Here is a 26,299-nt window from a genome sequence, read left to right as displayed (position 1 = left end):
GGGACCGCCTCCCTCGGCCCTTACCCTGCGGAGGGGCAAAAATGATCGAAACACCCGGTACGGACGCGCCACCGCCGACCGCCCAGGCCCAGGTGGGCTGGCTTGTGGACGCCTCGGCCCGGGTGCCGATGACGGACACCGAGATCCACGACCACATAGCGGCGCCACTCCTGGCTGCCAGCGGTGGTCCGAACGCTTTCAACGCAGTGCTGCACCAACTGGGTCCGCTCACCCTGAACAAGATCGTCGAGTCGGGTCGGGATCACGCGCAGGCGGCGGTCAGCGGCCGTGACGGCGACTACCTTCTACGGGTGTGTGTGGCTCCCTCGGGCCTGGTGAATGATGTGAGCCTCACTCCCGACGCGGCGCCGCTCTCGTCGTGGACCCAAGTCGACGACATGCTGGCCGAGTTGGGAGCCCGCGTGTCGTTCGCAGCATCGCGGATCGGCCCGGATGGGCGCTGCGAGCTGGTGCACGGTGTGCGCGCCGACACCCAACGGCCGATCGGCTCGGCGTTCAAACTGTATGTGCTGGGCGCGCTCGCGCAGGCCGTCAGCGAACAACGAGCGTCCTGGGACGAATCGCTGGTCATCCGCGATGACCACAAGAGCCTGCCCTCGGGCCGACTGCAGGACTACCCGGCCGGCACCGCGGTCACGATGGCCGAGTCCGCCGACTGCATGATCTCCCTCAGCGACAACACCGCGACCGACCACCTCATCCACCGGCTCGGCCATGACGCGGTGGCGCACCAAATGGACCTGTTCGGCCACCAGCAGCCCCGAGCGAACATTCCGTGCCTGACCACCAAGGCGTTCTTCCAACTCAAGGCCAACCAGTACCCGGCCCGCGCGGACGAGTACCTGGCACTGCCCGAACAGCACCGCTCCGCCGCGCTGCGGGAGCTTGAACGACTCCCCCTGCCCGACGTTCGCGAGACCTGGCCCCAGCCGAGGAAGATCGACCAGATCGAATGGTTCGCCTCACCGATCGACATCTGCAACGCCTACGCGGCGCTGTGGCGGTTCGACCAGCCCGAGATCGAGCACGCACTCACCCTTAACGACGACGGACTGAATCTGGCCCCGTCCCGATTCCCGACCGTCTGGTACAAAGGCGGCAGCGAACCCGGCGTCATCACGCTGAACTACCTGGCACGCACGAGCGACGACCGCACTCTGGTCACCAGCCTGATGGTCTCGGACGCCGGTACAGCCCCTGACAAGGTCGCCATGGCGCTGAAAGGGCAGGCCATCATCCGAGGTGCATTCGACTTGCTGACCTCACAGGATTGAATCCTGTCCTGTCCTGCCCCGGGCCTTGAGGCCTTGCGTGAGCCACGGTCGCTGCGCCACCGCCGAACCGCCACCCGGCTCCTGCTGAGGGCCTCACTTGGGGCACGCCTGCCGACCTGGACATCCGCCGTACCGCCGCGTACGGGACTGCGGGGCGCCACGCTCGAACCGCCGTATCCACTGCCGTTGGAGATTGACGATCGCTCTGTCGACTTCACCGCGGGCCGGACCTCGCCCAGGACCTCACGGCTCAGCGGTGGGTCGATCCGCATGCGGCAGCGGACGAGTCACAGGTCGTCGGACCATGAAGAGGCCGGTCGAGCCGACATGGCGTCGGATCGACCGGCCTCTTCGCTGTCCGGAGGCCCCGGGGGCCTCCTCGTGGTTTCGAGGGGCCCTCGGGGATGGCGCCGCCCCGGCGGGGCCGGCTCCCGGCGGCTGAGGGTCAGCCCTTGGTTCCTCCCCGCAGGCCGTCCAGCACCATGTCCGTCAAGCGCTCCGGCAGATCCGGCTCGATCGGGCGGTGGCCGAGCAGGCAGCGGGTCTGGAGCGGGGCGCAGAGCAGTTCCAGTGCCAGGGCCGTGTCGGTGTCCGTCGGGAGTTCCCCGCGTTCGACGGCCCGGCTGACGATGACGCCGGCCTGGTCGAGGCGGGACTGCCAGAAGGTCTGCCAGGCCTCGGCGAGGTCGGGGTCGTCGGAGCTGAGTGCGGCCGCCCGGGCGACGGACCGGCCGGTCGGGGTGGCGAGATACCCGGCCAGCGCGCGGGCGAAGGCGGCCAGGTCGGTGCGGACGGTTCCGGTGTCGGGGACGGGGATGCCTTCGTTGCTGCCGGTGAGCAGGGCGTCCAGCACGAGCTTCTCCCGACTGCCCCAACGCCGGTACACCGTGGTCTCGTTGACCCCCGCGCGGGCCGCGACCCCGGCGATGCTGAGCCGGTCGATGCCCTCCTCGGCCAGCACCTCCGTGGCGGCGGCCAGGACGGCCTGGCGGACGCGCGCGGCACGGCCGCCCGGGCGGCGGCGGATCGGCTCCGGTGTCGGCTCCGGCTCCGGCTCCGACGTCGGCTCCTGCGCTGGCTCCGGCCCTTCTTCGGTCATGTGTCGATCACCTCGGCCACCACATTAACGCAAGAGTGCTTGCATTAGGCGCCGCTCGGGCGCATAGTCGCTAATGCAAGCGTCCCGGCTTTAAGCGCAGCAGGAGGCACCACTATGTCCTTCACCTGGCCCCTGGACCCGCAGGACCTGTTCGTCGAGCGCTACCCGCAGATGACCCTCGGCCTCCCCGCCGACGAGGTGGACGCGGTCCGCGCCGCCGTCACCGAGATGTGGCCCGACCGGCCCGGCGGCTGGGTGTATGAGTGGTCCGCCCTCGCCGCCCGGCACGCCGAGGCCGGGCGCCACCGCCTGGCCGCGCAGGCGTACGGCTGGGCCAAGTTCCCCTCGCTCGCCGACGAGCCGAAGCGCACCGCGCTTGCCCGCCAGGTCGAGCAGTACGTCCTCGCCGCCCCCGGCTTCCCGGTGGAGTTCGAGCGTCGCACGCTCACCGTCCCGTACCGCGGCGGCGACGCCACCCTGCCGATCCACCTGATGGCTGCCCCCGGCCTGCCCGCCGACGCGCCGGTCGTGCTGGCCAGCGGCGGCGTGGACTCCTGGAAGACCGACCTGCACGGCATGTGGGAGCAGCTCGCGTTCACCCTGCCGGCGCGGCTGCTGCTGTTCGACCTCCCCGGCACCGGCGAGACCGCCCACCTGCCGATGACCCCGGACGGCGGGGCCGAGGTGATCGCCGGACTGGTCTCCTTCGCCCGCGCGGCCGGCAACGGGAAGGTCGGCCACTTCGGCATCTCGATGGGCGGCTACTACTCCGCCCGGACCGGACTGACGGGATCGGTGGACGCCTCCGTGGTGCTCGGCGGCCCGGTGGAGCGCTCCTTCGCTCCCGGTCGCGGCTTCGCCTTCGGCATGGACGGCATCGTCGGCAACGCCCTGGGCTTCGACGCCGCGCCGAGCACGGCCGAGCGCGAGGAGGCCTTCGCGGCCTTCGACCTGCGCCCGCTGCTGGACCAGGACGCCAACGGGCCGATGCTGGTGGTCAACGGCACCGAGGACGTCCACGTCCCCCTGGACGACACCCTGGTGTTCCAGGGCCGCCGGGACACCCGGGTCGAACTGATCCCGGACGCCGGCCACTGCGCCATCTCGCGCTTCGGCGAGGCGATGGCCGTGATCGCCCCCTGGCTGAAGGACGCCCTGGGCGGCTGATCCGGCGCGGGGGTGGATCGCTGCTGGTCAAAGGATTGTGCCGATTCGCCGCACCAGAACGGCCGGTCGACTCGACAGCCGACCGGCCGTTCTGGTTCCACAGTGGCGACTGGGTGTCGATCGCGCCGACACCCGGAGCCGACCGCCGATCAGGCGGGGATGGGGCGGCAGTTCTGGCCGTTCACCCACAGGGAGCCCTCGGCCCAGCCGGTCTGACACTGGTACGCCGCGCGCGTCGTCCGGTCCATGACGACGAAGTCGCTCAGCGGGCCCCAGGTGGTGCTGTCGCAGGAGCGGCCGAACACGTTCGGCGGCTCGCTGCTCACCTCATCGCACCGGATCACTCCACCGACCCGCTTGCCCGGGGCGCCGTGCACGCCCCCGTCGGCCCCGTCGGCCGCGTCGGCCGCGTCGGCCGCGCCGGCGGCGCCGGCGGCGCCGACACCGGTCAGGCTCAGGACGGCGGTGGCCATGCCGGCGGCGAGGAGCAGTCGTTTCATGAGGGGACCTCCTGGGTGGGGGACGGGACTCCGCAGACAGTTCCCCTGCGATCCACCTGCGTATCGGCCCATTCGCATGAACACGTCATGATGTCGCCGCCCCGGTGACGACGGGAGCGAACCGAGGAGGCCGGTCGACCCGACATCACGTCGGGTCGACCGGCCTCGTTGCGTGTCCGGAAGGGTCAGTCGATTTTCACGCTCGCGCCGAATTCGAACGTCCCGCTCTCGCCCGGCGGTACTACAGCGATGACGGACCCCGCGCAGCCCGGCTGGTCGTAGACCTGGGCGGACTTGTCGGTGCGGTTCTCGACGATGAGGGGCCAGATGTCGCTGCCGTAGCAACCCGAGGGGTTGTTGTAGGACTTGAAGCCGACCCGGAGCTGACCGGTGGCCGCCTGGGCCGAGCCGGGCACCGCCACTGCCACCACCGCGGCCAGGGCCACCGCGCCGAGCGCCTTGCTGATCCGTCGCATGTCGTCACTCCAGAGTGTCCGGGGAACCGCCGCGGATGGCGGCTGCGCCGGAGGACTGCCCCGATTCGCCGCAGGTCACGGCCCTGCGGCGGCCGAATCACCTGATCGGGTGCCCCGGCCCGCCGCGCGGTTTGCGGCCCACCCGCCACCCGCCACCCGCCATTTGCCACTCGCTAATCGCCACTTGCTACTTGGCGAAGCGAACCTCCGGGAAGGCCGTCGAGGGCCCGTCCAGCAGTCGGCTCGGGCGGTTGAGCAGGTGCCGGTCGAAGAACGCGCCGAGGTACGCCCGGGTGGCGGCGAGCGCGCGGTCGCCCTTGATGGTGCCGTACTGCTCCGGGGTGGTGTCGGGCGGCAGCTGGTCACGGACGCCGAGGGAGTCCACCAGCCAGTGCATGTCGCAGAACGACAGGTGGCCGGCCTCCGGCAGGTCCAGCCAGCGCTTCCAGCCGGTCAGGCGCTGCCAGGTCTCGTCCCAGTTGGCCGTCGCGGGCCTGCCGGCGTGCCGCTGGGCGCCGAGCAGCAGCACCGGGCGGGCGAGGCCGTCGGCCGGCAGCGGGGCGAAGAAGTCGCCGTCCAGGTTGGCGGCGGCGCGGATCCGCCGGTCCTCGCTCATCGCCTCGATGGCGCTCGCGCCGCCGATCGAATGGCCGGCCGCGCCGATCCGGGAGCGGTCGACCTGCAACCCGCGGACCAGCCCCGGCCCGGGCGCGGTCAGTTTGTCGATCAGGAAACTGATGTCCTTCGCCCGACTGCGGGTGACCTCGGCCGCCCGCCGGTCGTCCACCTGATCGCAGATCAGGCAGGTCTCCACCCGCCCGTCGGGGAACTGCACGACCGTCTCGTACGTGTGGTCCAGCGCGGCCACCACGTAGCCCCGGGCCGCGAGGTCCTCGGCGAGGGCGGTGAGCGAGGTGCGGCTGTAGCCGTAACCGGGGGAGAGCACCACCACGGGGTGCCGCCCGGGCGCGGGCACCGTACGGGCCTTCACGCCCGTCCGCACCTCGCTGACAGCCGGGGTGCCGAACAGGGCGGACGACACCTCTGGCGAGACGTAAGGCAGTTGCTCCCCGTGCTCCCCGCGCGGGGACTGCGCCGGGTACCAGAGGGTGGCCATCAGTTCACGGCTGGCGGCGTCCGCCCGCCAGGGGTCGTGCCGGGCCTTGTCCACCAAGTGGACGGACGTGGCACCGATCGCCCGTCGCGTCGTCGGCGCGGGCACCTGCGGTACCTGTGGCACCTCGGCCGCCGCACTCAACGAGAGCGTTCCGACCGTCGGGGAAGCCGCCAGCGCGGCCTGCGGACCGGCCAGCGAAACCAGGACGGCAATAGGCGCGGCGAGCAGAACAGCATTCCGCCACCGAGAAGTTGTCGACATACCGCCACGCTAGGCCCGCCCCCACCCCCACCGCGTCCTGCCCGCGACGTAACCCCCTCCACCCCAGGTCGCACCCGCCACACCGCCCACGCCCCCCACCCGGACACCCCCACCTCCACCTGCCCGCCCTTGCGTAAATCGCCCGCCTTTGCGCAGAGTTGAGCGCCCCGCCGACTGCGCCATCGAATCCGCGCATCAGCCTACGGTCCTTCCGGAACCGTAGGCACGCGAATCCTGAGCCCCGTCCGACCGACTTACCACTCATTGGCCCGGGGAACACCCCCTACGGCTCCCCCGCCGTCCGCCGACATCGTGCCCAGAGTTGAAAACGATTCCAGCGGGGCCAGGATGACTAATTGATCCACGCTCCCAGAGCCTACGAAAGATATCCGGGCTGCCAGTTCAAGATTTCGAGCTCGCCTAACAGGTTGATCCTCTGCAGCCCCTTAGAATAGCAAAGATGCCCCGCTAAATAGGCTCTGGCGGGGCATCTCCATTGCACAATCAAGGCTCCTCGGCAAGGCGCCCTGATGTCAGGTGTCTGTATATCGCCGCTCGCTGGAATTCATCACATCCCGAAAATGGATGCACAAATTCCAGGCTGGGGGTTTATTCTTCACATTCCCCCTCCGTGTAAATTTGGCAGACGTTCATTCCCTGTACATAAACCACTTCGGAATTTATAGAGTCCTCGTGGCTGAAAATCAATGCCGCGACGCATGGCACGCATTGGCCGCATCTGAGGGGTGATGGACTGGAAGCTCGTCTCACGCTAGCTCGACGGCAACACCGCGACGCTTGAAGCATTCGAGAATCAAACTCATTACAGTTTTATTCTTGCTGTAAGTGGGCAGGGCGTCGAGCGTGTTCGCTGCAATCGAAGAGTCCTGCCAAACGAGCTTGAACGGGGCTGCTGGGCCACACCCGCCGAATAGACAGTCATCGAGCGCAGCCAAATTGCTGCCGTAATACCCGCCGGGGCCGTTCATCGCCTCACCGATGGCGCAGTAGAAGCTTGCAAGATCATGAATGTTGGTTCCGATAAGAACGTACTCGCAGTCGGCACCGTTTGCTCGGTGGGACGTTTTTCCATACATTCGAGCAACTTCGATCCAACCTTCCCTCTCTCCCAGGGGAAGATTTACCCAATCATTCATAGATGGCGCGTGGTGGCTCCAGGTTTTCCATAGGGTGCTGGCACTTCTCTCGGGAAGTATGCCGACCCAGCAGGAAAGGGTAGCTGTTACGGTCAGATCCGGACTCTCTATCCAGTCTTCCAGTGTCACGGATCCCAGAAAATATGAGCCGATTATCTGCCCATGTACATCGTGGATATTGATCCGCACATTTCCTAGCGACCTTTCGCCGACCGATGCGGCGTTCCAGAACCCTTTCAAGGCTTCGGATGGGAGGAGGCCGGAAATCCGGGGCTGCAGCCAGGCTCCGCTGCCGTGTAGCTCGCCTGCGGCTTCATCGTCGAATTCGGATAGTGCACTGGATGACCCAGTGAAGAAATTATCAAGGTTGGAAAAATTCCCTAGGTAGGTTTCTTCGTCATCGTCTACATGGAATGAAAATGTGAAGGATGTGGCCGATGTAACCATCGAAAGGAGTCCATTCAATGAGGGTGACCCCGAGGGGCCCGTGGTATGCGCGAGGCCCCTCGGGTGAGCAGATGTAGATTTTCTAATACGCGCGGCTAGTCGCCGTAACCCTCAGGGAATTCTTGAATCGTAGTGTAGTGGTTTTCGCTCCACCCCATGTGGCCCGTCTCTTCATTCTGTAGGATTCTCAGGCCGTTCCCCGGTCGGTTCGACGGCACGACCCACTCCTTTGATCCCACCCACTGCCTCTGGGACGGCTTGTCGCCGCGACATATCTTCTGCATGCCCTCGTTGTCGAGTTGAGGAATTCCATTTCCTCGCTTAATAGCTGTATAGTGATACTTGACTTCCTTGGGGATCGGAAGTGGTTTGGTTCCGTTCGGAGATGGTTCCGGGCTGTTGTGTGGTGGTCAGGGTGAGGTCGGTAAATTCCTGATCATCAGGGCTGGCGATGCTGGCGGTGACCTTCTCTATCGGTTTGGTAGTGCCGTCGACCAGAAGAACCAATGTTCCCGCCGGGAAACTATTGCACTCGAGCGCGTACTCCAAGCCCTTTTCAAGCCCGCGTTCCAAGGCCTTGGACTTGCTCCATCCGACGAGGTTCGCCATGGTGTTGAGGCATCCCACGGCTTGGGGCATCCCGCTGCCCTCGATGCAGGTTTTCGCATGCGTGACGCCGGTCAAGTCGGCCGCGGTCTTGACGATCGTGGCCCAGGTGGCGTTGGGGACGAACTCAATCCACTGTGGGGTGCTGTTTGCGGGCTGTGGCTTCTTGGCGTTGAAGTTGATCTTCTGCTCGACTTTGAGGGCCCCGCCACGCCCTGGAGCGCCGTAGTAGACGGTGCGGGCCCACTCCCATCCGCCGTGGTCGTCCGGCTTCCATGTCTCGGTCGTGCCATCGGGCAAGAGGCTGCTGGTGCCGCCGACCATGCCGTCAGGGCGAAGGCCGCTGGGGTCGGAGAGGTTGACGGGGTTGTTGTTGCTGTAGGCGTAGCCGTTCCACTGTTGGGGGTCGGCTGTGTCGAGGATGGGGTCGGGGCTGATGAAGCGTCCGCGGATGGGGTCGTACTGGCGGGCGCCGAGGTTGGTGAGTTCGGTGGTGTCGTCCTTTGTGCCGCCGACGAAGCCCTTGGTGCCGGCCCACTGATTAGCGGTGGGCTGGGCGCCGCGGGGGTTCCCGAACGGGTCGGTGGGGCGGCGGGTGACGGTCTGGGTCGCGTTGGTGTTGACCTGGAGGCTGCTGGTGCCGTGCGGGTCGGCGGCCTGGATCAGGACGGCGCCTCCGCCGATGGCGGCGGTGACGCCGAACTGACCGGTCACGCGGTCGCCGCCTACGTGGCCAAGTACGCCACCAAATCAGCCGACTCATCCGGCGCTCTCGACCGCGCCCTGTTCTGCCGACCCTGCCAGGGACGCGGCATGACCCTGACCGCACACGGAACCCCGCTCCAGTGCACCACCTGCGGCGGCACCGGACAGGCCAGGCCCCTGCCCCGCCTGGCCGTGGAACGGCACGTGCGGCAGATGATCCGCACCTGCTGGGACCTCGGCCAGCGGCCGGAGTTCGCCGACCTCAAGCTGTGGAAGTGGGCGCACATGCTCGGCTTCCGGGGCCACTTCTCCACCAAGTTCCGCTGCTACTCCGTCACCCTCGGCGCCCTGCGGGACGCCCGCCGCACCTGGCGCACCGAACAAGCCCGCGCACACACCGACATGCCCGACCTCGACCCGAGCATCACCCTCGTCCTCGGCCACTGGACCTACCACGGCTCTGGCTACAGCCCCGGCGAAGAACTCCTCGCCGCCACCGTCCGGCACAACCGCGCCCACGAACGGCAGTTCAGGCACGAAGGCGAGGACCGCCCATGACCCCGCCTACATCGGCGGAACTGGTGACGGTCCCCCAGGTCATGGCCCGCCTCCAACTCGGCCGCTCCGCCGTCTACGACCTGCTCCGCACCCGGCAACTCGGCTCGATCACCCTCGGCCGCGCCCGCCGCATCCCCGCCCACGCCCTCAACGACTTCATCCGCACCCGACTCGAACAGGAAGCCGCCTGATGACCACACCCCGCGACACCCCCGACTCCCGCCGCAGCCGCGCCAACGGCGACGGCACCGTCTACCAGCGCAAGGACGGCCGCTGGGAAGCCGCCGGATACGTCCTCGCCGTCGGCGACACCCGCAAGCGCGTCCGCGTCTACGGCACCACCCGCAAGGAAGCCCTCGCCAAGCTCACCGAGAAGACCGCCGCCAGCAACCGCGGCGTCCCCGTGGTCTCCGTCCAGGGCAGCCTCGGGGCGTACCTGACGTACTGGCTGGAGAACGTCGCCGTCCACCAGCTCCGCGAGACCACCCACACCCGCTACACCGCCTGCACAAACCGCTACCTCATCCCCGGCCTCGGCAAGAAGAAGCTCGCCAAGCTCACCGCCAAGGATGTGCGCACATGGCTCAACCAGCTCCGCACCACCTGCCAGTGCTGCGCCCGCGGCCTCGACGCCGCCCGCAACCAGCCCCGCTGCTGCGCGACCGGCACGTGCTGCGGCAAGCGACTCTCCCCGCTGACCCTCGCCTACATCCACTCCGTACTCAAGTCCGCCCTGGAACACGCCGTCCGGGAGGAAGAGATCCCGCGCAACGTCGCCCGCAATGTCCGCACCGGCACACCCCGCCCCCGCCGCTTCGAACCCCTCACCGCCGACGAGGCCCGCACCTTCCTCACCGCCGCCCAGGGCCACCGCCTCCACGCACTGTTCGAACTCGCCCTCCGCACCGGACTGCGCAAGGGCGAACTCCTCGGCCTGCGCTGGGAAGACCTCGACCACAGCAGTGGCACGGCCAGCATCCGACGCACCCTCCAGCGCACCCGCACCGGCGGCTTGACCACCCTCCCCACCAAGACAGTCAGCTCCGAACGCCGCATCGCCCTCCCGGCCCCCTGTCTACTCTCGCTCCGCACCCACCGCACGCAGCAGGCCCAGGAGAAGGAGATGGCCAGCGCGGGCTGGGTGGACAGCGGCCACGTCTTCACCCGGCCCGACGGCCACCCCATCGAACCCGCCACTCTCACCCGGCACTTCAACGCACTCCTCCGCCGCGCCCGGCTCCGCCGGATCCGCTTCCACGACCTCCGCCACTCGACCGCGACCCTCCTCCTGGAACAGGGCGTCGAACTCGTCGTCATCAAGGAACTCCTCGGCCACGCCCACATCGGCGTCACCGCCACCGTCTACGCACACGTCCGCCTCCGCCTCCAGCGCGACGCCATCGACCTCCTCGGCCGCACCATCGGACAGTCCCTCGGGGCAGCCCCCGACAACGGCGACGAGCCACCGCTTCGTGCAGCACCCGTTCGCTGACGTTGCCGTCAACTACTGCCGTCAAAGCGTGAAGAGGCCCTGCCAGAAATGGATTCCGGCAGGGCCTCTTCATGCAGTGTTACGCAGTTTCGTTGGCTAGAAACTCACTCATCAGAACGAACATCCGACTGCACAGAGCCTCATCTTCTGACTCGCCTGTCCCGTCTCCGTTATCCGATACAAAAATCTGGCGGACCAGCTCCCACCAAACGAGATTGGCGCCACGCCCAAGCCTTTCCGCCAGCCATTGGCGAAATCCCTTGAGCAGCTCCCAGTCTTGCATTGCATCGCACCCATTGATGAAGGCGACGAATTCCCGATACGAGCCGTCCAGCCCATAGGCTCCGGGCCTGCGCTGCACGTTCCGAAGGAGGGTGTGGAAGTCCACGGCCAGCCTCTTTCTAATGAAGGGGAGTAAAGTCCAAATCGTCGCCGTACTCAAATTGTCCGCGATACGCGTCCATTGGTTCGCCGCCTGGCCCTGTCCAGGCATCGTACACGCGATCATCCTTCACAACCACGTCATGGTGCGCCCAGCGAGAGTCCTGGCCGCGATATTTTCCGAGCGACGGCGCCCCATAGCGGTCCGTAATCCTCATTCGAGTACCCCCGATACTCTGCTGGATAGAGCGCGCAACATCCTCGCAGCCATTACTCCCAGAAATAGTGCAGACATTGGACGCCTTGCCCTTGGGCCAATACGTCTTTGCGCACGGCAGGTCGGAATTATGCACCAGGACCGGAACATTTCCAGCGAGTACATAGTACGTGTGGAGGTCTGCGACCGTGAGGTTGTAGGTAAGGGCCTGCTGGTGATAGTTGCGTACGCCTGTGACGGTGGTTGGGGCTCCACGGGGAGTGCGCAGCTGGTCGCCTGAGTGGAGCTCGCTGGCCTCGACCCATCGACCGTTCGTGACGCTCCAGAAGGGGTGGTGCCAAGTGGTGACAAGTGGCGTAGCTGAGGCCGCCTCATCCGGGAATGACAGGTCCGTGAAGTCCTCGTCATCTGGTGTCACTACTACAGCTGTTACGATTTTAGCGCTGCTCTCCCCTGTTTGTGGGTCCGTTGCCATCACCAGGTCGCCAACCTCGACTTGGTCAATCGGCTTCTGTTGACCATCGGACATAATGACTAGGGTATCGGCGATGAAGCTCTGGCATCTGAGGGCGGCGCGGGCCTTGGCGGAAAGGCCCATGAGTTCGCCAGGCTTGCCTGTGCCACCACGCGCACCCAAGGCCATCATTGAGCCGGCGACCGCGTTGGCGCTCCGCTCCATTGGGGATGGGCCGAATGGTGTGGCGAGAGGATCGCCAATTGCGCCATGCCCGGCCATCTGGCCTTCGAGGCCGCAATCTATAAAGAGGCAGTAATTTGCGCGGAAGAAGTCGGCTTCATCTTCCGATGCGCCATACTCCCACATTTGCAGAGCTGCCCATTCGATGGTCCCGCTGCCATAGTTGTACTTCTTTATTACGCGGGATATTTCAGTGTCGGATGCCTTTCTAGTAGGGTCCTGGTGCTGAGCCAGATCGGCAGTTCTCAGAAAGGAATTCATTGTGCGCTCTTCCAGCGACAATGGTGAGGGGGGCGCGCTCTTCTGAATGACGACATCCCAGCCGCCATGGTGCTGAGGGATCCAGACTTCCTGAACAACCTGGCCGTCCGGAGTCTCGCAAGACCCCATCCCACCGCAGGTGCCGTCAGGGCGAAGCCCGCTGGGGTCGGAGAGGTTGACGGGGTTGTTGTTGCTGTAGGCGTAGCCGTTCCATTGCTGGGGGTCGGCTGTGTCGAGGATGGGGTCGGGGCTGATGAAGCGTCCGCGGACGGGGTCGTACTGGCGGGCGCCGAGGTTGGTGAGTCCGGTGGTGTCGTCCTTGCTGCCGCCGACGAAGCCCTTGGTGCCGGCCCACTGGTTGGTGCCGGGTTGGGTGCCGCGCGGGTTGCCGAATGGGTCGGTGGGGCGGCGGGTGACGGTCTGGGGCGCGTTGGTGTTGACCTGGAGGCCGTTGGTGCCGTGCGGATCCGCGGCTTGAATGAGGACGGTGCCTCCACCGATGGGGGCGGTGACGCGGGTGTAGGTCAGGCCGCCCGGGGCGGTGATGGAGCGGACGTTGCTCAGGGACCCGCCGGGGCTGGAGGTGTCGAGGGTGAGCTCGTCGGTGGGCAGGTTGAGCGTGGTTTTGCCGGGGTTGCGGCGGATGAGCTGGTTGCCGTCGGCGTCGTAGAGGTAGGTGGTGGCGCCGGCCTGGCCGGTCTTGGTGACGGAGTCGAGCTTGTCCTCGCCGTTCCAGGCCAGGGTGGTGGTACCGCCGGTGTCCGTGATGGCGGTGGTGTTGCCCTTGGCGTCGTACTGGTAGCTGACGGCCTTGGTACCCGCCGGCCCGCTGGTGGTGGAGGTGAGCAGGGCGTGGGGCCCCCCGGTTCCGCCGCCGGTGTTGGGGGCGCTGGTGGGGGAGTTGGTGCTCTTGGCGGCTCCGAAGGTCTGGGTCGTGGTGATGTCGTTGAGGCTGTTGCCGGTGATGTCGTGCTGGACGAGGCCGGTGCGGTTGCCGGTCGCGTCGTAGGTGTAGGTGTTCCAGTAGGGTGCCGGGCCACCGATGGTCCGTCCACCGGGGTTGACGGTGGCCGGGCCGTTCGCGTTGTTGCAGCCGCCGACACCGGGCACGGCGGTGGAGCTGCCGGTGCCGTGGACCTCGCCCGAGGAGTCGGTCCAGTCTGCGGTGGTGGAGGTGCCCGCGGTGTCGGTCCAGGCGCCGGTCAGCCGGCGGAGGTGGTCATAGGTGAAGCACTGGGTGTCGGTCGCCGAGGCATCCTGGACGGTGGTGGCCGAGGTGATCTGGCCGGACTGGGTGTAGGTGTAGCTGGTCTGGTCGACCGAGACGGTTCCGACCTGGCGGTCGGTGAAGTTGTTGATGACCCGTCCGGTGGCCCAGTCGTACTGCTGGGTGGAGACGACCTGCTTGCCGTACTGGCCGACCGTCGTACGCACGGGGCGCGCGAGCGCGTCGTACTCGACCTTGGCGATGACGGCCTTGCTGAGGCTGGCGGCCGCGGTGAGCAGGCCGGTGATGGTCCGGCCGTAGCTGACGGTTTCGGCCGGCAGCCCGCCCGCGGCGGGAATGCCGACCTTCGTCAGGGAGCCGATGACCGGGCTGTAGGTGTTGGTCGTGGTGTAGGTACCGGCGAGTGCGCCCTCGGCGGACGGGATGGTGACCGATGAGCCGAGAGGACGGTAGGCGGTGTCGTAGTCGGTGACGGCCTTGGTGTACGCCGTGCCACCGGCTCCGCCGACGTAGCGGGTCGAGGAGGTGGGCTGGCCCTTGACGAGGGTGTCGTACGTCCATGAGGCCAGCTGGTTCGCGGGCGCCGCGGCGCCGTTGAAGGTGCCGGTCTTACGGCCGAGCAGGTCGTAGGTGTAGGAGAGGGTGTTGTTCTTGGCGTCGATGGTGTGGTCGATGCGCGAGTTGACGTCGTAGAACGTCCTTGTCGCGCCGGTGTCCGGATCGGATGCCGAGGTCTGGCGTCCGCGCAGGTCATAGGCGTAGTTCCAGGTGTTGCCGCTGCTGTCGGTCCGGGACGTGGTGAGACCGGTCGGCGTGTATCCGTAGCTGGTGACGTCCGCGTCGGCCAGGTTGCCGGTCGCGGTTGCCGTCCGGTACTGCCCCAGGGCGGTGGTGCGGCCTCGGGCGTCGACCATGGTCGAGGTCGGTGTGGAGCCCGAGGGCGGGGTGACATCGGTGCGGTCGGCGCCGGGGTAGGCGGTGCTGGTGGCCCACTGGAGGTTTCCGTAGGAGCGGAACTCTGAGCGCACGACGCGCCCGTTACCGTCGTAGGTGTTCCACGTCTGGCCCGGGACCTGGCCGTCGGCTGCCGGGATGAAGACGGAGCCGGTGGGGAAGGACCCCTGTTCGTAGTACGGGGCCGAAGTCTTGATCGCCCAGCCGTGGGTGTCGTAGACGGTGTCGGTGATCAGACGTCCGGTCGGCTTGGCGGCGCTGGTGCTCTGGGTCTGCCGTGGCCGTGCCAGGCCGTCGTAGATGTCGATGCTCGCGGAGTAAGTGACCGCGTCGTCGTTGATCGATTCGGTCTTAACGGTGGACGGAGCCTTGGAGCCGTTCAGAAGGTAGGTGAACTTCTGACTGGGCGGTTCCTCTGTCGGCCTGTCGGGCGCCCAGACTGCGGTGATGCGGCCGAGGGCGTCGTACTGGGCGGTGGTGACGCGATTGTTGATGTCTTTACTGGCCAGCGGTGAGCCGCGGGCCGGATCCTGGGTGACTGTGGTAGTCCAAGCGGTTCCCATCGGGCCGGTAGTGCGGATCTCGGTCGGCAGCCGGCCGGAGGCTGGGGTGAGGGCGACCGACGTGGCGGCCGGGGTGACGGACGGGCCGCTCAGTTGCGCGCCGTTGAGGTCGTAGGTCGACCCGTTAGTCGTCGCGGTCGTGGCAGGCCGTCCGTAGACGTCGAAGGTTGTGCTGCCACCGTGCACGTAGATGGGGTTGCCGCTCTGGTCGAAGCGGTCGAGGACTTGGGTACTGGTCGGGTCGCCGACCGCACCGGCCTGTTTGAAGGCCATGCCGTCGTAGACGATGCGGCTGCTGGACAGGGTGTTGGAGGCGTTGGCCTTCGTGCTGCAGGCCCCCTGGAAGGTCGTTTTCTCCTTCACCAGGACCAGGAGCAGGGGGTTGTCGCTGGTCGCGTAGCCGATGGTGGTGCAGGTCTCGGGGGTGGCGGCGGTGCCGTCGCCCTTGTCGTCGACCTTGACGACGCGGTTGCCGTTGGCCGGCTCGGTGGTCGTGACCGTCGTGGCCGTGCGCCAGCTGCCGTCGGCGAGCCTGGCTTTGGCGATCGTAGTGGTCTCGGAGTCCGGAAGCCATGCTTGGATCTTCGGCGCGCCCGTGTTCTGGGCGTGGGTCGCGGAGAACTTCTGCCCGTTATAGATGTTCCCGGTCACCGCCGTGACCGTACCGCCGGCCTGGTCGTAGACCTCGGTGGCGACGACGCGGCCGGCGAGCTGGGCGCTGTCGGCGACGGTGCCGCCGAGCGGGCTGGGAACCTGGATGTCGCGCTGGGTCTTACCGTTGGCGAGGTAGTCGTCGTTCATTCCCCGCAGGTAGGTGACCTTCTGCTGGGTTTTGGGGGCCTCACTGGAGCTGCCGCTGCCGGTGGTGGTCGTCACCGACTGGTAGCCGCGGAACTGGCTCCAGGTACGGGTCTTGGAATCGGTGAACTCGGCATCGTCGCGGTGCCAGGCGGCCCCGCCTCCGTAGGCGTACTCGGTGACCTTGCCGATAGTGGGTGTGCTGACGAGGTCCTGCTCGACGACGGCCTTGACGAGAGGCTTGTCGAACCAGTCGTTGACCGGGTCCTTCGAGGACAGGAATTCCGGGTACCACTTGACGGGCATACAGGCCATCGTGTTGCTGTCTTCAGAGGCCGGCATGCGGTTGTTGGCCCGGGAGCATTCGGGGTCGGCGTAGATGACGTCGATCCGGCCGCCGGTCTCGGTCGTGATGCCCATCAGGCGTGGGCGCTTGAACATCGGCGATGCTGGGACGAGGCCATCAACGCGATTGGCGCGCATGTCGTACTGGAACTGCACCGCCGGCAGATCTTCCATTTTTGCCTGGCCGTTGCTCGGCACGCGCTGGACGGAGTCGAGCTGCAGGAGGCGTTTGGTGCCGTCCGTGGGGTCGGCGAGTTCCTGGTTCAGATTCCAGGTGTCGACTGTGCGGTAGTCAGAGTCGACCACGACCTGGGTGGTGATCTCGGTCAGCCGCTTGGTCGTGAAGAACGTAGGCGCCGAGACCACGCAGGAGTTGTCGGTGCAGATCTGGTCGATCGGAGTGTCGGGCCAGGCGGTCGCGTTGGCCGCTGTGCGCTGCTCCTCGGAGCAGGTGATCGACCCGCTGGGTATACAGCGTTCCGCGACTGCGAAGGTGACCTTCGCGGCGGGCTTGGCGCGGCCCTTAGCTGCCTTCTGTTCGTCCAGGCGCTGGCCGTAGGCGATCTCCTTGAGGTAACCGGCCCGCTGGTAGTCGGCGAGGGTGCCGTTGCCGCCGCTCTGGACACGGCCGCGGTTGTACTTGTTGCCCTCGGCGGCGTACTTGTACGTGGTCAGGTTGCCGTGCGGGTCGACCACGTAGTCGAGCTGCCAGCGCCACGCCATCTGGCACCAGGACTTGTTACCGCTGCCGGAGTTGTAGCAGGGGTCGCCGCTGTTGGGTGAGTACACCGGCAGGGTCAGGGCGGAGTTCGCCGAAGGGTCGCTACCGTCGCTGCCCGGCAGGTGGTTGAGGCCGAAGTAGTACTGGACACCGTCGGGCGTCGTGATCCGCCAGTACTCCATACCCTGGTAGTCGACATCGCCAGCCACTTTCGGCGCCCCGGTGAGCTGTTCGACCTTAGAGCCGTCGTCACTTTGAAGGTGCCAGGTTCCAAGGGCATCGTCGCGCACGATCGTGCCGGAGTGCCCGGGCAGGGAGAGCGTGGCGTTCTGCCCACCCCAGCACTTGTCGGAGGAATCAGTGATACCGGCCGCGTCGCAGCTGCGATAGGAACGCTCGATGAAGCCGGGCTCGTAGCCCCAGCCGTCACCAACCCACGAGGGCTGTGCGTTCGAGGCGGACGTCTTGCCATCCACATCTGCGGAGTTGTAGCTCAGCGCTACGACAGGAGCACCCCCGCCTAGGGAAGGCGGCACCTGGATCGGATAGTTGTACGCGAAGCTGCCAGTGTTGGACCCCGCTGACCATGCACTCGACGGCGACAGCGACGTCGCGGTGTAGTTGCCCATCGGACCCGATGGTGAGGGCGTGGGCGATAGGACCACGGGACCGCCTGCTGAACTGCCAGCGCCGTCGGTGGCCAGCGTCTGGGCGGATGTCGGCGTCGTGGTGTAGGAAGCCCTCACTGCGCCGCCGTGGGCATTGTTGGACGCCGCGGCAGGTGGGAGGGTGACGTTCGCAGTGATCGTGCCGAAGCCGTCGCTCTTCGCCGGGACCGGGGTCTGCGTACGGCACTCGGGGCGTTCCGGTGTGGTCAGTGAACAGGCTGGGAGCGCGACGAGTCCGGCGCGGTCCGACCACCCGCCCGCCTGTAGGGCCTTCAGGTCCAGGGTGACGCTCGCCTGCCGCCCGCCGCCACCGACCGACGCCTTGGCGTCGGCCAGCGCCACCAGCGGTCCGTTGACGCCTGCGGCCTTGCCCTTGTCCTGTCCGGCCACCTCGACGGTGACGGCGTGCGCGCTCTCACCCTGGCCGGTTCCCGGTGCGACCCGGACGGCCAGATCCCCGGCTTTGGTTCCGGTCATGCCACCAGAGGCGGGTGAAGTCCCACCGGTTGCCTTGCGGGCTGCCTCGGCCTCGGCGCTTTCGGAGCCGAGCACGACCGTCTCGGTGCCGGTGACGACCGGCGGAGCGGTCTCCGGCTTCCAGTCCGCCGCCTTGACCGCCGTCCTGGCGCCGGGCGGCTGGGCATCGTGTCCCTTGACGGAGGGGGTCGCGCTTCCCAGGGGCGTGTTCGGAGGAGCCCAGACCTCCCCCTCGGGCTCGGGGTAGGTCCATGCCACCGCCGGCGGCACGCTCACCCCGGTCAGCGTGAGAGCGACCAGGGCCGCCACGGCTGGCGACCGCCATCGGCCGCCTATTTGTTTTCCGGCCCGTTTCCGGGCAGGCCAAACCACCACAGTGGTCTCTCCTCAGTCATTGTCGACACGGCGTCATATGGACATGGGTGTGTCAGGATCGAGGTGACGATATGTGCACCCACTGACACGCCACCAGGTCGCGCCGGTGCTGTACATGAGATGTTTATGAAGTCTTGATCTCGCGATCCGCGGCTTATCCGGACACATCGGCACGAACTGACAAAGGGTTTGACCGATCCACAGGCCAGCACGCATCGTTCCCACCCGAACGCATCCCATCGAGGGTGCGGCCCGACCGGGAGGGACCCCGCAATCCGCATGACCAGCACTCCGCGCACAATCGCGCACACACCACCGACACCGTCCATACGCAGGCGCATACTCGCGCTGACCGCCCTCGGCACCGGCTGCGCCCTGAGCCTGGCCCTGCTCAGCGCGCCGGCGGCGCTCGCGGCCGACACCGTCCCTGCCCCGCCGACCCACGGCCCTGTAGGTGGACTGGGACCGATCGTCCCCTCGTCACCGGCACCCGCCCGAACCCCCGCGCAGCAGGCCATGCTGGATGCGATTACCAAGGCCAAGACGACCGGCAAGCCGGTCACCGTCGAGACCTTGACCAGCGAGGTCTCCAAGACCATCGCCAACCCCGACGGCACGCTGACCAGCACCGACAACGCCCTGGCTGTACGAACCAAGCGTGGAGGTACATGGGCTGACATCGACTCGACGTTGCGGGCCAACGCCGACGGCACGTTCAGCCCGGCCGTCGCGACGACCGGGCTGAAGTTCTCCGGCGGCGGGGCAGGCCCGATGGCCACCGTGACGACCGACGACGGCAAGAGCCTCGCGGTGAACGCCCCGTTCGCCCTGCCCAAGCCGTCCGTGACCGGCGCCAACGCCACCTACGCCGACGTCCTCCCCGGTGTGGACCTGCAGCTGACCGCGCTGTCCCAGGGCGGCTGGCGGGACGCCATCATCGTGCGGACCAAGGAGGCCGCCGAGAGCGCGGCGCTCAAGTCGCTCACCTTCCCCGTCTCCGCGCAGGGCCTGTCCATGGCCAAGGACCAGTCCGGCGGCATCACCGTCGTCGACGACAGCGGTGCCACGCGCTTCCGCGCGCCCATGCCGCTGCAGTGGGACTCCAGCAAGCCCGCGCCTTCGACCGCCTCCGCCGACCGGGCTTCCAGGGACTCGGTGCGCGCGGCGTTGGCGGCCGCCCCGACGCCCGCGCCCACGGGGAGCGCGAGCGGGATTCCGTCGACCGCCGAAGAACCGGGTGACGGCGCGAACGTGGCCGCCATCACCACCAAGATCACGCCCTCGGCCATCGAACTGACACCGAACCACGACGCGCTCGGATCCGGTGACGGCCCCTGGTACCTCGACCCCTCCCTGGTCACGGCCACCAGCTCCGTCCAGGGCTCCGTCGAGGTTCAGGAGAACCACAAGAAAGCGGAGAACTTCAACAAGAAGAGTAACCTGGCCACCGGCTACTGCGGCTACCACAGCAGCGACCCGAGCCTGGACTGCGGTGACCTGGGCCGCCAGCGCGCCTACTTTCAGTTCGGCATCAACCCGGTGCTCTACACCAAGCCCGGCGGCGCCGAGAGCCCGCCGACGATCTTCAGTTCCACTCTCAACTTCCAGGTCACCGGCGCCTCCAGCCCAGGCACGAACACGCCGCTCGTTGTGTACTCGGCTCCCAAGCCCATCCACGAGCACACCAGTTGGAACGATCAGCCCTGCGGCACCAACGGCAACATCGCCATGGAGAACTGCCCGACGGTCAACGGCCAGTGGATCACCGGCACCGGCCCGCTGACCGTCGACGTGACAGACATCATGAAGCAGGCGATCGCCGGCCAGTGGCCCTGGTGGACCGCCGCCATCGCCCCGATGAACAACGAGTGGGAAAAGCTGTACCGGCACAACATCGCCAACAGCCCGTACATCACCACCACCTACGACATCACCCCGACCGTCTGGTACCCGCGCACCAGCCCCGCTCCTGGCTTCGCCTGGAACAACAGTGCCACCGAGTGCACCACCGGCGGCGCAAACCCCTGGGACAACCCCGGCTGGATCGGTAGCAACCGAGACATCTACCTCACCGCCAACAGCAACTCGCCCGCCGGCCAGACCCTCTACACCGGCTATCACATGTGGGATGACAACGACCCCAACTTCATTGCGACGCCAGGAGCCTGGGGCCTCAACTACAACGACCCCGGCCCCTCCGTGAGCGTGGGATCACTGTCAGACGGCCACCAGTACGGCTGGACCGCCCGCGCCACCGACGAGATCCTCACCTCGCCCATGACCCCCTGGTGCTACTTCCGCGTCGACAGGACCAACCCCCGCGTCAGCATCAGCTCGACTGACTTCCCGCCGTCGGGCACCCCCAACCCCACCCCGGCCAAGTACATGAACGACCCGGGTGCCTTCACCATCAACGCCGAGGACCCCGCCCCCGGCGCCGGGCTCCAGGCCTCCGGCGTCGCCTGCGTGCGCGTGAGCACGGACCCTACCCCGGTCGTCGGCTGGCGCTGCGGCCAGAACGGAACCCTGCCCCCCGGCCAGCCGTACACCTACAAGCCCAGGGACTGGGGCACCAACACCCTGTACGCCTGGGCCATGGACAACGCCGGCAACTACAGCCAGCCGGCCGTCTACAACTTCTACGTCCCCTGGAAGCCCGACACCCAGCCCCTGTTCGGCGACGTCGACAACGACCAGAAGCCCGACGTCATCACCGTCGACAGGAACGGTGACCTGCGCGTCATCGGCGGCACCATCGACCCCACCACGTCCCTGGCCGCCCCCGCCGCCGCCGCCCCGGGAAACCGGGACTACGGCGCCACCTGGTCCGACTACCAGGTCAGCCACCACGGCACCTTCGCCGTCGGACAGGCCGTCGACGAGATTCTCGCCCACTACACCAAGGACACGACCTCCAAGCTGCGCGAGGCCCTCTACCTGATCCCCAACAACGGCACCGGGCGCTTCGACACCCTGACCCCGATCGCCCTCAACCGGCCCGCCTGCACGACCTACGAGACCGGCAAGCCCTGCTCCGGCTACAACCAGAAGAACTGGAGCGGCGCGTCGCAGGTCATCGCGATCGGCACGCCCGACGGCGAGGCCGTGGGTGGTGAGCCGGGCAACGAGGCCCGCAAGGTCATCATGACCCAGACCTCCATCCTCTCCCTGGAGAACAACAACCTCTACCTCTTCCAGCCCAACGGCCTCGCCGACTCCCTCGACGCGGCCACCTACATCCCGGCCGTCTCCGGCAGCTGGGCCGACCTGGAACTGCTCAACCCGGGTGCGGCCAACGGGGCGACCGCCGTCCCCGGCACCACCGACCCCACCTACCAGACCACCATCTGGGCGCGGAACCGCACGACGGGTGACCTCTTCGCCTACCCGCTCGGCTACAAGGCCGACGGAACGGTCGACTACTCCGCCCTCACCAAGCCCGGCCAGGGGATCAAGCTGGACGTCGGCCAGCCGGTCAAGGCGGGCGACTACCCCCGGATCGGCGCCGGAGACCTCAACAACGACGGCACCCCCGACCTCTGGGTCATGGACAACAGCAACGCGATCGCCATCTTCGCGGGCAAGAGCAACGCCGGCACCAAGGGCAAGGTCGACGGCTTCGTCCCGCCGGCCTTCGCCGGCTTCTCCGACTCCAGCGTCACCATCCACTCCCAGGTGGTGAACTGGCTATGCGCCGACTCTATCGGCGGCCCCAACGAAGGCACCGAGGTCGCCGCCTACGCCTGCTGGCAGACCATCAACCAGCGGTTCAACTTCGCCACCGACGGCACCATCCGTTCCGGTAGCTGGTGCGTCTCCACCAAGGGCAACGCCCTCGGTAACGGAACCGGCCTGATCCTGTCCCGCTGCGTGGGCAACACCGGCCAGAAGTGGGCCGTACGCCCGGACGGCCGGATCTACCTCCCCGCCACCGTCACTGCGGACAACCCCGGCGGCCGCTGCCTCGAACTGCCCGGATGGGCCACCGACCAGGGCACCCGGCTCGGGATCTGGAACTGCCCCGGTCTGCAGGCCAACCAGCAGTGGAGCCTCAACTACGAGCAGCACGCGCCCTGATGGCGCTCGCCGTGGGGCGAGCTGAACCGATCTGAAGAACGTGAACAGCCTGTAGGCAGGCCGGTGGGCCTCGACGCCGCGTCGAGGCCCACCGGCCTGTGGTGGCCCATCTGGCGCGGGAGCTCTGTGATGGCTGGGGCTGCGCGTAGCGGGGGTTGTGGGGGGAGGTGAAACTCCGTTGTCCGGGGGTGGGGCTCGCGGCGATGATTTCGGGTGTGGCTGACACCAGGTTCGAAGGCTCCGCGTTGCGGCCGTACCCCAAGATCTCGGCGAGGGGGCGGCTCTCCGTGTCCGGGAACCGGGAGTGGGTTGCCGTGGAGAAGGTGCACGGGGCGCACTTCGCGGTGGTCTGTGAGGGGGGTGCGGTTCGTCCGGCCAAGCGGCGGGAGCTCCTGGGGGAGGACGCGCTGGACGGCTTCTTCGGCGTTAGCCGGGTCTGGCCGGCGCTGGCGGTGGCGGCCGCCCGGTTCGCCTCGGCGGTGCGCGAGGCGGCGGGCGGGGGTGCGGGCGGGGGCGCAGGTGGGGGCGCTGTGGTGACTGTTTACGGTGAACTGGCCGGCGGGTGCTACCCGCACCCCGATGTGCCCGCCGTCGCCGGAGTCGAGCCCGTACAGACCGGCGTCTGGTACGCGCCGGGGTTGGAGTGGCTGCTCTTCGACGCCACCGTCGACACTGCCGAGGGCCGGTCCTGGATCTCCGACCGTGACCTGCGTGACGCCGCGGGCACCGCCGGCCTCGCCTGCGCCCCCTCGATCGGGCACGGTGCGCTCACCGTGCTCCAGGAACTGCCGGCCGCCTTTCCCACCCTGGTCCCCGCGCTCCTCGGGCTCCCCGGACTCGCCGACAACCTCGCCGAGGGCTACGTCCTCAAACCCGCCGGCACCTGGCGGGAGACGGGTTCCGAGGGGGCCGGCGCGCGTCCGGTGGTGAAGGTGAAGCAGCAGGCCTTCGCCGAGGACGAGCGCTACGACGGTGCCCGCCCGTACCTGCCGCCGCCGCAGGGCGCGGCCGGGGTCCCCGCCTGGCTCCTGGTCCAGGCCGCGGCACTCCTCACCCCCACTCGCGCCGCCGCCGCCGTCAGCAAGCTCGGTCCGCGTGCGCCCGAGGACGTCGTGGCGGCGGAGCTCACCCGGGACGTGGCGGAGGAACTCGCCGAGGCGGTGGGGGGATTGGACGGTGACGTCCTGTGCGCGCTGGAAGCCGCCCTCGGGCCCGGAGCGCGCTCCCTGGCGGCGTTCGACGCCGAGGACCGGCGCTCGCCGACGAGCCGGGCCGGGCTGAGGGGCTGAGGGGCTGAGGGGCTGAGGGGCCGAGAGGCCGAGGGGCTGACGGGCTGAGCGGTCGGGCTGGTCAGGCCGGTCGGGCGCGGAAGGATCCCTGAAGGAAGTCGCCCGCCCACGCGGAGGGCCCGTCGCGGCTCCGGCCGAAGGGTGACAGCGCAAGGGTGGGTGGGTCGTGGAGGTGGGAGGGGTGTTCCGGAAGAATATGTCGGTCGGTCTACTGATTCCTTGCCGCCGCCCGGGTGGTGCGCGCGCAGGAAGTCGGCCTGGTCGACTTCCTGTGCGGATGGAGGCGGTGGAAGTGGCGGCGATGGAGAAACTGTAGACCGGTCTACATATTTCTTGCCGGAGAGGGCGTCGGTGGTCGAGGGTGGGTGAAGGGGGCGTCGAGAGGGGCTTCCGCCCGGGGTGGGCCGGGCCCATCATGGGCTCCCGGCCCCAGCCCCCGGTCGAGGGCTCCGGGTGAGGCTCCAGGAGGCAAGTAGAGATGGCGATTCCCTTCCCTGTCCGGATCCAGTCCGCCGTCGTCCGGGGTGCGTACGCGCTGCCGGAGGGGCTGCGGCGGGCGATCGCGGGCGCGCCGGTGGTGCGGGACGGTCAAGTGCTCTCGCTGGACGCGCAGTTGATCCTCAAGTTGCAGCGCCTGTCGAAGGCCGCCCTGGTGCTGCCCGCCGGGGTCGGGCCGTCGCGGGAGGCGATGGAGCACGCGCGGTACCTGGTGGGCGGGGCGACGATCCAGCCGGTAGCCGTCCGGAACGTCGGAATCCCGCAGGAGTACGGCGAGTTGGCGGCCACGCTGTACACGCCGGGCGGGCTGGCGGCGGGTTCCGGGCTGCTGGTGTACCTGCACGGCGGGGGCTGGGTGGTCGGCAGTCGGGCCAGCCACGACCACGTGGTGCGGTTCCTGGCGCAGCGGGCGCAGGTGCGGGTGCTGTCGGTGGAGTACCGGCGCGCGCCCGAGCACGCGTTCCCGGCGGCTGCGGACGACGCGCTGGCCGCGTTCGACTTCGCGTACACCAAGGCGGCGGACCTGGGCGCGGATCCGGAGCGGATCGCGATCGGCGGCGACAGCGCGGGCGGGAACCTGGCGGCCGTCACCACACAGGCGGCGGTGCGGCGGGGCGGTCCGGCGCCGGTGTTCCAGTTGCTGCTGTACCCGGCGGTCGACGCCTCCGTCCGGCGGCCCTCGCGCGACCTGTTCACCGACGGGTTCTTCCTGACCAGCGCGGACATGGACTGGTTCCTGGACCGCTACGCGCCCGCGCCGGCCGACCGGACGGACCCGCGCCTGTCGCCCCTGCTCGCCGCCGACCTGTCCGGGCTTCCGCCCACGTACGTCGGCACCGCGGGCTTCGACCCGCTGCGGGACGAGGGCGAGGCCTACGCCGAGGCGCTGAAAGCGGCCGGGGTGACGGTGCGCCTGAGTCGCCAGCCGGACCTCATCCACGGTTACGCCAGCTACCTCGGCATCGGCCGCCGCTTCCGGGAGGCGACGGCGGAGGCGGCCGAGGCGTTGCGGCAGGCGCTGGGCGCCGCGTAGCGCGCAACCAGGGGCGGTACGGCTCGGCGCAGCACCGGGCAGGGGCCCGTTCGGAGGACTCAACGGCGCCTGCCCGGATGCTCGTTCAGGCTGGGATCCGCCGTGCCTCGGCGAGCTCCGAGGCCTGCGCGCCGTGCGCGAGGAGGTACTCCGCCACCGATCCGTGGTGACTCCGGATCGACAGCAGTGCACGCCGCAGATGCACTTCGCGTACGGGCAGGGCGTTGTGCGCGGCCCCGGCCGGCGGCGGTTTGGCCAGGCCCAGTTCGTCGTTCGAGCGCAGGAAGTCCTGGAGGACCTCCGCCTCGGAGGCGCCCAGCAGCGTCTGCAGGACGGCGACGACGACTCCCGTGCGGTCCTTGCCCGAGGCGCAGTGGACCAGGACCGGCGCGGCCTCGCCCCCGCCGACGAGCAGTCGGCGCAGGACGGTCACCGCCGCCGCGCCGGCGCGCTCGGCCATCAGCGGGTACAGCTCCAACTGGTCGGCTGGCCAGCGTCGTTCGGTGAAGACCGGTGCGTGCAGGTACCGGGCGTCGACGAGGTCGACGGCATCCGGGCGCTCCGCCATCTCCGGGTCGCTGCGCAGGTCGACGACCGTCCGCAGGCCGAGGCGCCGCAGCGTGTCCGCGCCCTCCGCCGCGAGGCCGTGCAGGCTGTGCAGGGCTGCGGAGCGGTACAGCACGCCGCGCGGCAGGGAGCCGACGCCGCCGGCGTCGCGGAAGTTCCGTACGCCGGTGGGGGCGACGCGCTCCGGACCCGCTTCGGGCTGGTTGGTGATCACGTCTCACTGTATCCGGGGGCGGAGGGGGCGGAGGGGGCGGCTGGGGGAGGCCATGG

16 protein-coding genes and 1 pseudogene are annotated in these 26,299 nt (G+C 68.2%); 8 read left to right on the top strand and 9 right to left on the bottom strand.

Annotation, left to right across the window (positions count from 1 at the left end):
- Window positions 1-41 precede the first annotated feature (41 nt).
- Complete coding sequence (locus AB0O19_RS08880; RefSeq protein ID WP_363618790.1) at window positions 42-1,295, top strand: serine hydrolase; 1,254 nt, start codon at window positions 42-44, stop codon at window positions 1,293-1,295.
- Window positions 1,296-1,740: 445 nt separating this feature from the next.
- Here the strand turns inward: AB0O19_RS08880 and AB0O19_RS08875 are convergent, their stop codons facing one another.
- Window positions 1,741-2,394: a TetR/AcrR family transcriptional regulator gene (locus tag AB0O19_RS08875; RefSeq protein WP_363618789.1), complete on the bottom strand. Its 654-nt coding sequence runs from the start codon at window positions 2,392-2,394 to the stop codon at window positions 1,741-1,743.
- Between the two features lie 114 nt (window positions 2,395-2,508).
- Between AB0O19_RS08875 and AB0O19_RS08870 the strand changes: the two genes are divergently transcribed.
- Window positions 2,509-3,561: an alpha/beta hydrolase gene (locus AB0O19_RS08870; RefSeq protein ID WP_363618788.1), complete on the top strand. Its 1,053-nt coding sequence runs from the start codon at window positions 2,509-2,511 to the stop codon at window positions 3,559-3,561.
- Window positions 3,562-3,710: 149 nt separating this feature from the next.
- On the opposite strand, the gene AB0O19_RS08865 is transcribed toward AB0O19_RS08870, so the two are convergent.
- The 5 genes from AB0O19_RS08865 to AB0O19_RS08845 form a co-directional block, all read right to left on the bottom strand.
- Window positions 3,711-4,061, bottom strand: coding sequence for a hypothetical protein (locus AB0O19_RS08865; RefSeq protein WP_363618787.1), 351 nt, complete (start codon window positions 4,059-4,061; stop codon window positions 3,711-3,713).
- Between the two features lie 185 nt (window positions 4,062-4,246).
- Window positions 4,247-4,537 (bottom strand): hypothetical protein, encoded by a 291-nt coding sequence (locus AB0O19_RS08860; RefSeq protein WP_363618786.1) that lies wholly within the window; start codon window positions 4,535-4,537, stop codon window positions 4,247-4,249.
- Window positions 4,538-4,724: 187 nt separating this feature from the next.
- Entirely contained in the window at window positions 4,725-5,915 is a 1,191-nt protein-coding gene (locus AB0O19_RS08855) for an alpha/beta hydrolase (protein ID WP_363618785.1), read from the bottom strand.
- Window positions 5,916-6,682: 767 nt separating this feature from the next.
- Window positions 6,683-7,519, bottom strand: a complete 837-nt coding sequence (locus AB0O19_RS08850) for a barstar family protein (protein WP_363618784.1) — start codon at window positions 7,517-7,519, stop codon at window positions 6,683-6,685.
- 321 nt (window positions 7,520-7,840) lie between these two features.
- Window positions 7,841-8,839, bottom strand: a complete 999-nt coding sequence (locus AB0O19_RS08845; RefSeq protein WP_363618783.1) for an RHS repeat-associated core domain-containing protein — start codon at window positions 8,837-8,839, stop codon at window positions 7,841-7,843.
- Here AB0O19_RS08845 and AB0O19_RS08840 point away from each other — a divergent pair.
- The 3 genes and pseudogenes from AB0O19_RS08840 to AB0O19_RS08830 all read left to right on the top strand — a co-directional run.
- A pseudogene (locus AB0O19_RS08840) lies at window positions 8,813-9,388 on the top strand (replication initiator); the annotation flags it as partial. The gene AB0O19_RS08845 and the pseudogene AB0O19_RS08840 overlap by 27 nt on opposite strands.
- Window positions 9,385-9,579, top strand: coding sequence for a helix-turn-helix domain-containing protein (locus AB0O19_RS08835; RefSeq protein ID WP_363618782.1), 195 nt, complete (start codon window positions 9,385-9,387; stop codon window positions 9,577-9,579). The pseudogene AB0O19_RS08840 and the gene AB0O19_RS08835, both read left to right, overlap by 4 nt.
- The gene (locus AB0O19_RS08830) at window positions 9,579-10,880 is read left to right on the top strand and encodes a site-specific integrase (protein ID WP_363618781.1); all 1,302 of its coding nucleotides are present in this window, start codon (window positions 9,579-9,581) and stop codon (window positions 10,878-10,880) included. The genes AB0O19_RS08835 and AB0O19_RS08830 overlap by 1 nt, the downstream gene beginning before the upstream one ends.
- 79 nt (window positions 10,881-10,959) lie before the next feature.
- Here AB0O19_RS08830 and AB0O19_RS08825 read toward each other — a convergent pair whose 3' ends face one another.
- Complete coding sequence (locus AB0O19_RS08825; RefSeq protein WP_363618780.1) at window positions 10,960-11,268, bottom strand: hypothetical protein; 309 nt, start codon at window positions 11,266-11,268, stop codon at window positions 10,960-10,962.
- A gap of 13 nt (window positions 11,269-11,281) precedes the next feature.
- Window positions 11,282-18,499: a polymorphic toxin-type HINT domain-containing protein gene (locus AB0O19_RS08820; protein ID WP_363618779.1), complete on the bottom strand. Its 7,218-nt coding sequence runs from the start codon at window positions 18,497-18,499 to the stop codon at window positions 11,282-11,284.
- Window positions 18,500-19,081: 582 nt separating this feature from the next.
- On the opposite strand from AB0O19_RS08820, the gene AB0O19_RS08815 reads away from it, so the two are divergent.
- The 3 genes from AB0O19_RS08815 to AB0O19_RS08805 all read left to right on the top strand — a co-directional run bounded on the left by AB0O19_RS08815 (window position 19,082) and on the right by AB0O19_RS08805 (window position 25,462).
- Entirely contained in the window at window positions 19,082-22,642 is a 3,561-nt protein-coding gene (locus AB0O19_RS08815; RefSeq protein ID WP_363618778.1) for a ricin-type beta-trefoil lectin domain protein, read from the top strand.
- A 215-nt stretch (window positions 22,643-22,857) separates the two neighbouring features.
- Window positions 22,858-23,931, top strand: coding sequence for an RNA ligase family protein (locus tag AB0O19_RS08810; protein ID WP_363618777.1), 1,074 nt, complete (start codon window positions 22,858-22,860; stop codon window positions 23,929-23,931).
- A gap of 478 nt (window positions 23,932-24,409) precedes the next feature.
- A complete protein-coding gene (locus AB0O19_RS08805) occupies window positions 24,410-25,462 on the top strand; it encodes an alpha/beta hydrolase (protein ID WP_363618776.1) in 1,053 nt (350 codons plus the stop codon).
- Window positions 25,463-25,547: 85 nt separating this feature from the next.
- On the opposite strand, the gene AB0O19_RS08800 is transcribed toward AB0O19_RS08805, so the two are convergent.
- Window positions 25,548-26,243, bottom strand: a complete 696-nt coding sequence (locus AB0O19_RS08800) for a tyrosine-protein phosphatase (protein ID WP_363618775.1) — start codon at window positions 26,241-26,243, stop codon at window positions 25,548-25,550.
- Between the last annotated feature and the right edge of the window lie 56 nt (window positions 26,244-26,299).

Origin of the sequence: Kitasatospora sp. NPDC091276 (assembly GCF_040684355.1) — a bacterium.
Classification (GTDB): Bacteria; Actinomycetota; Actinomycetes; order Streptomycetales; family Streptomycetaceae; genus Kitasatospora.
The sequence above is the reverse complement of the archived record's forward strand: the minus strand, read 5'-3'. Positions and strand labels throughout refer to the sequence as shown.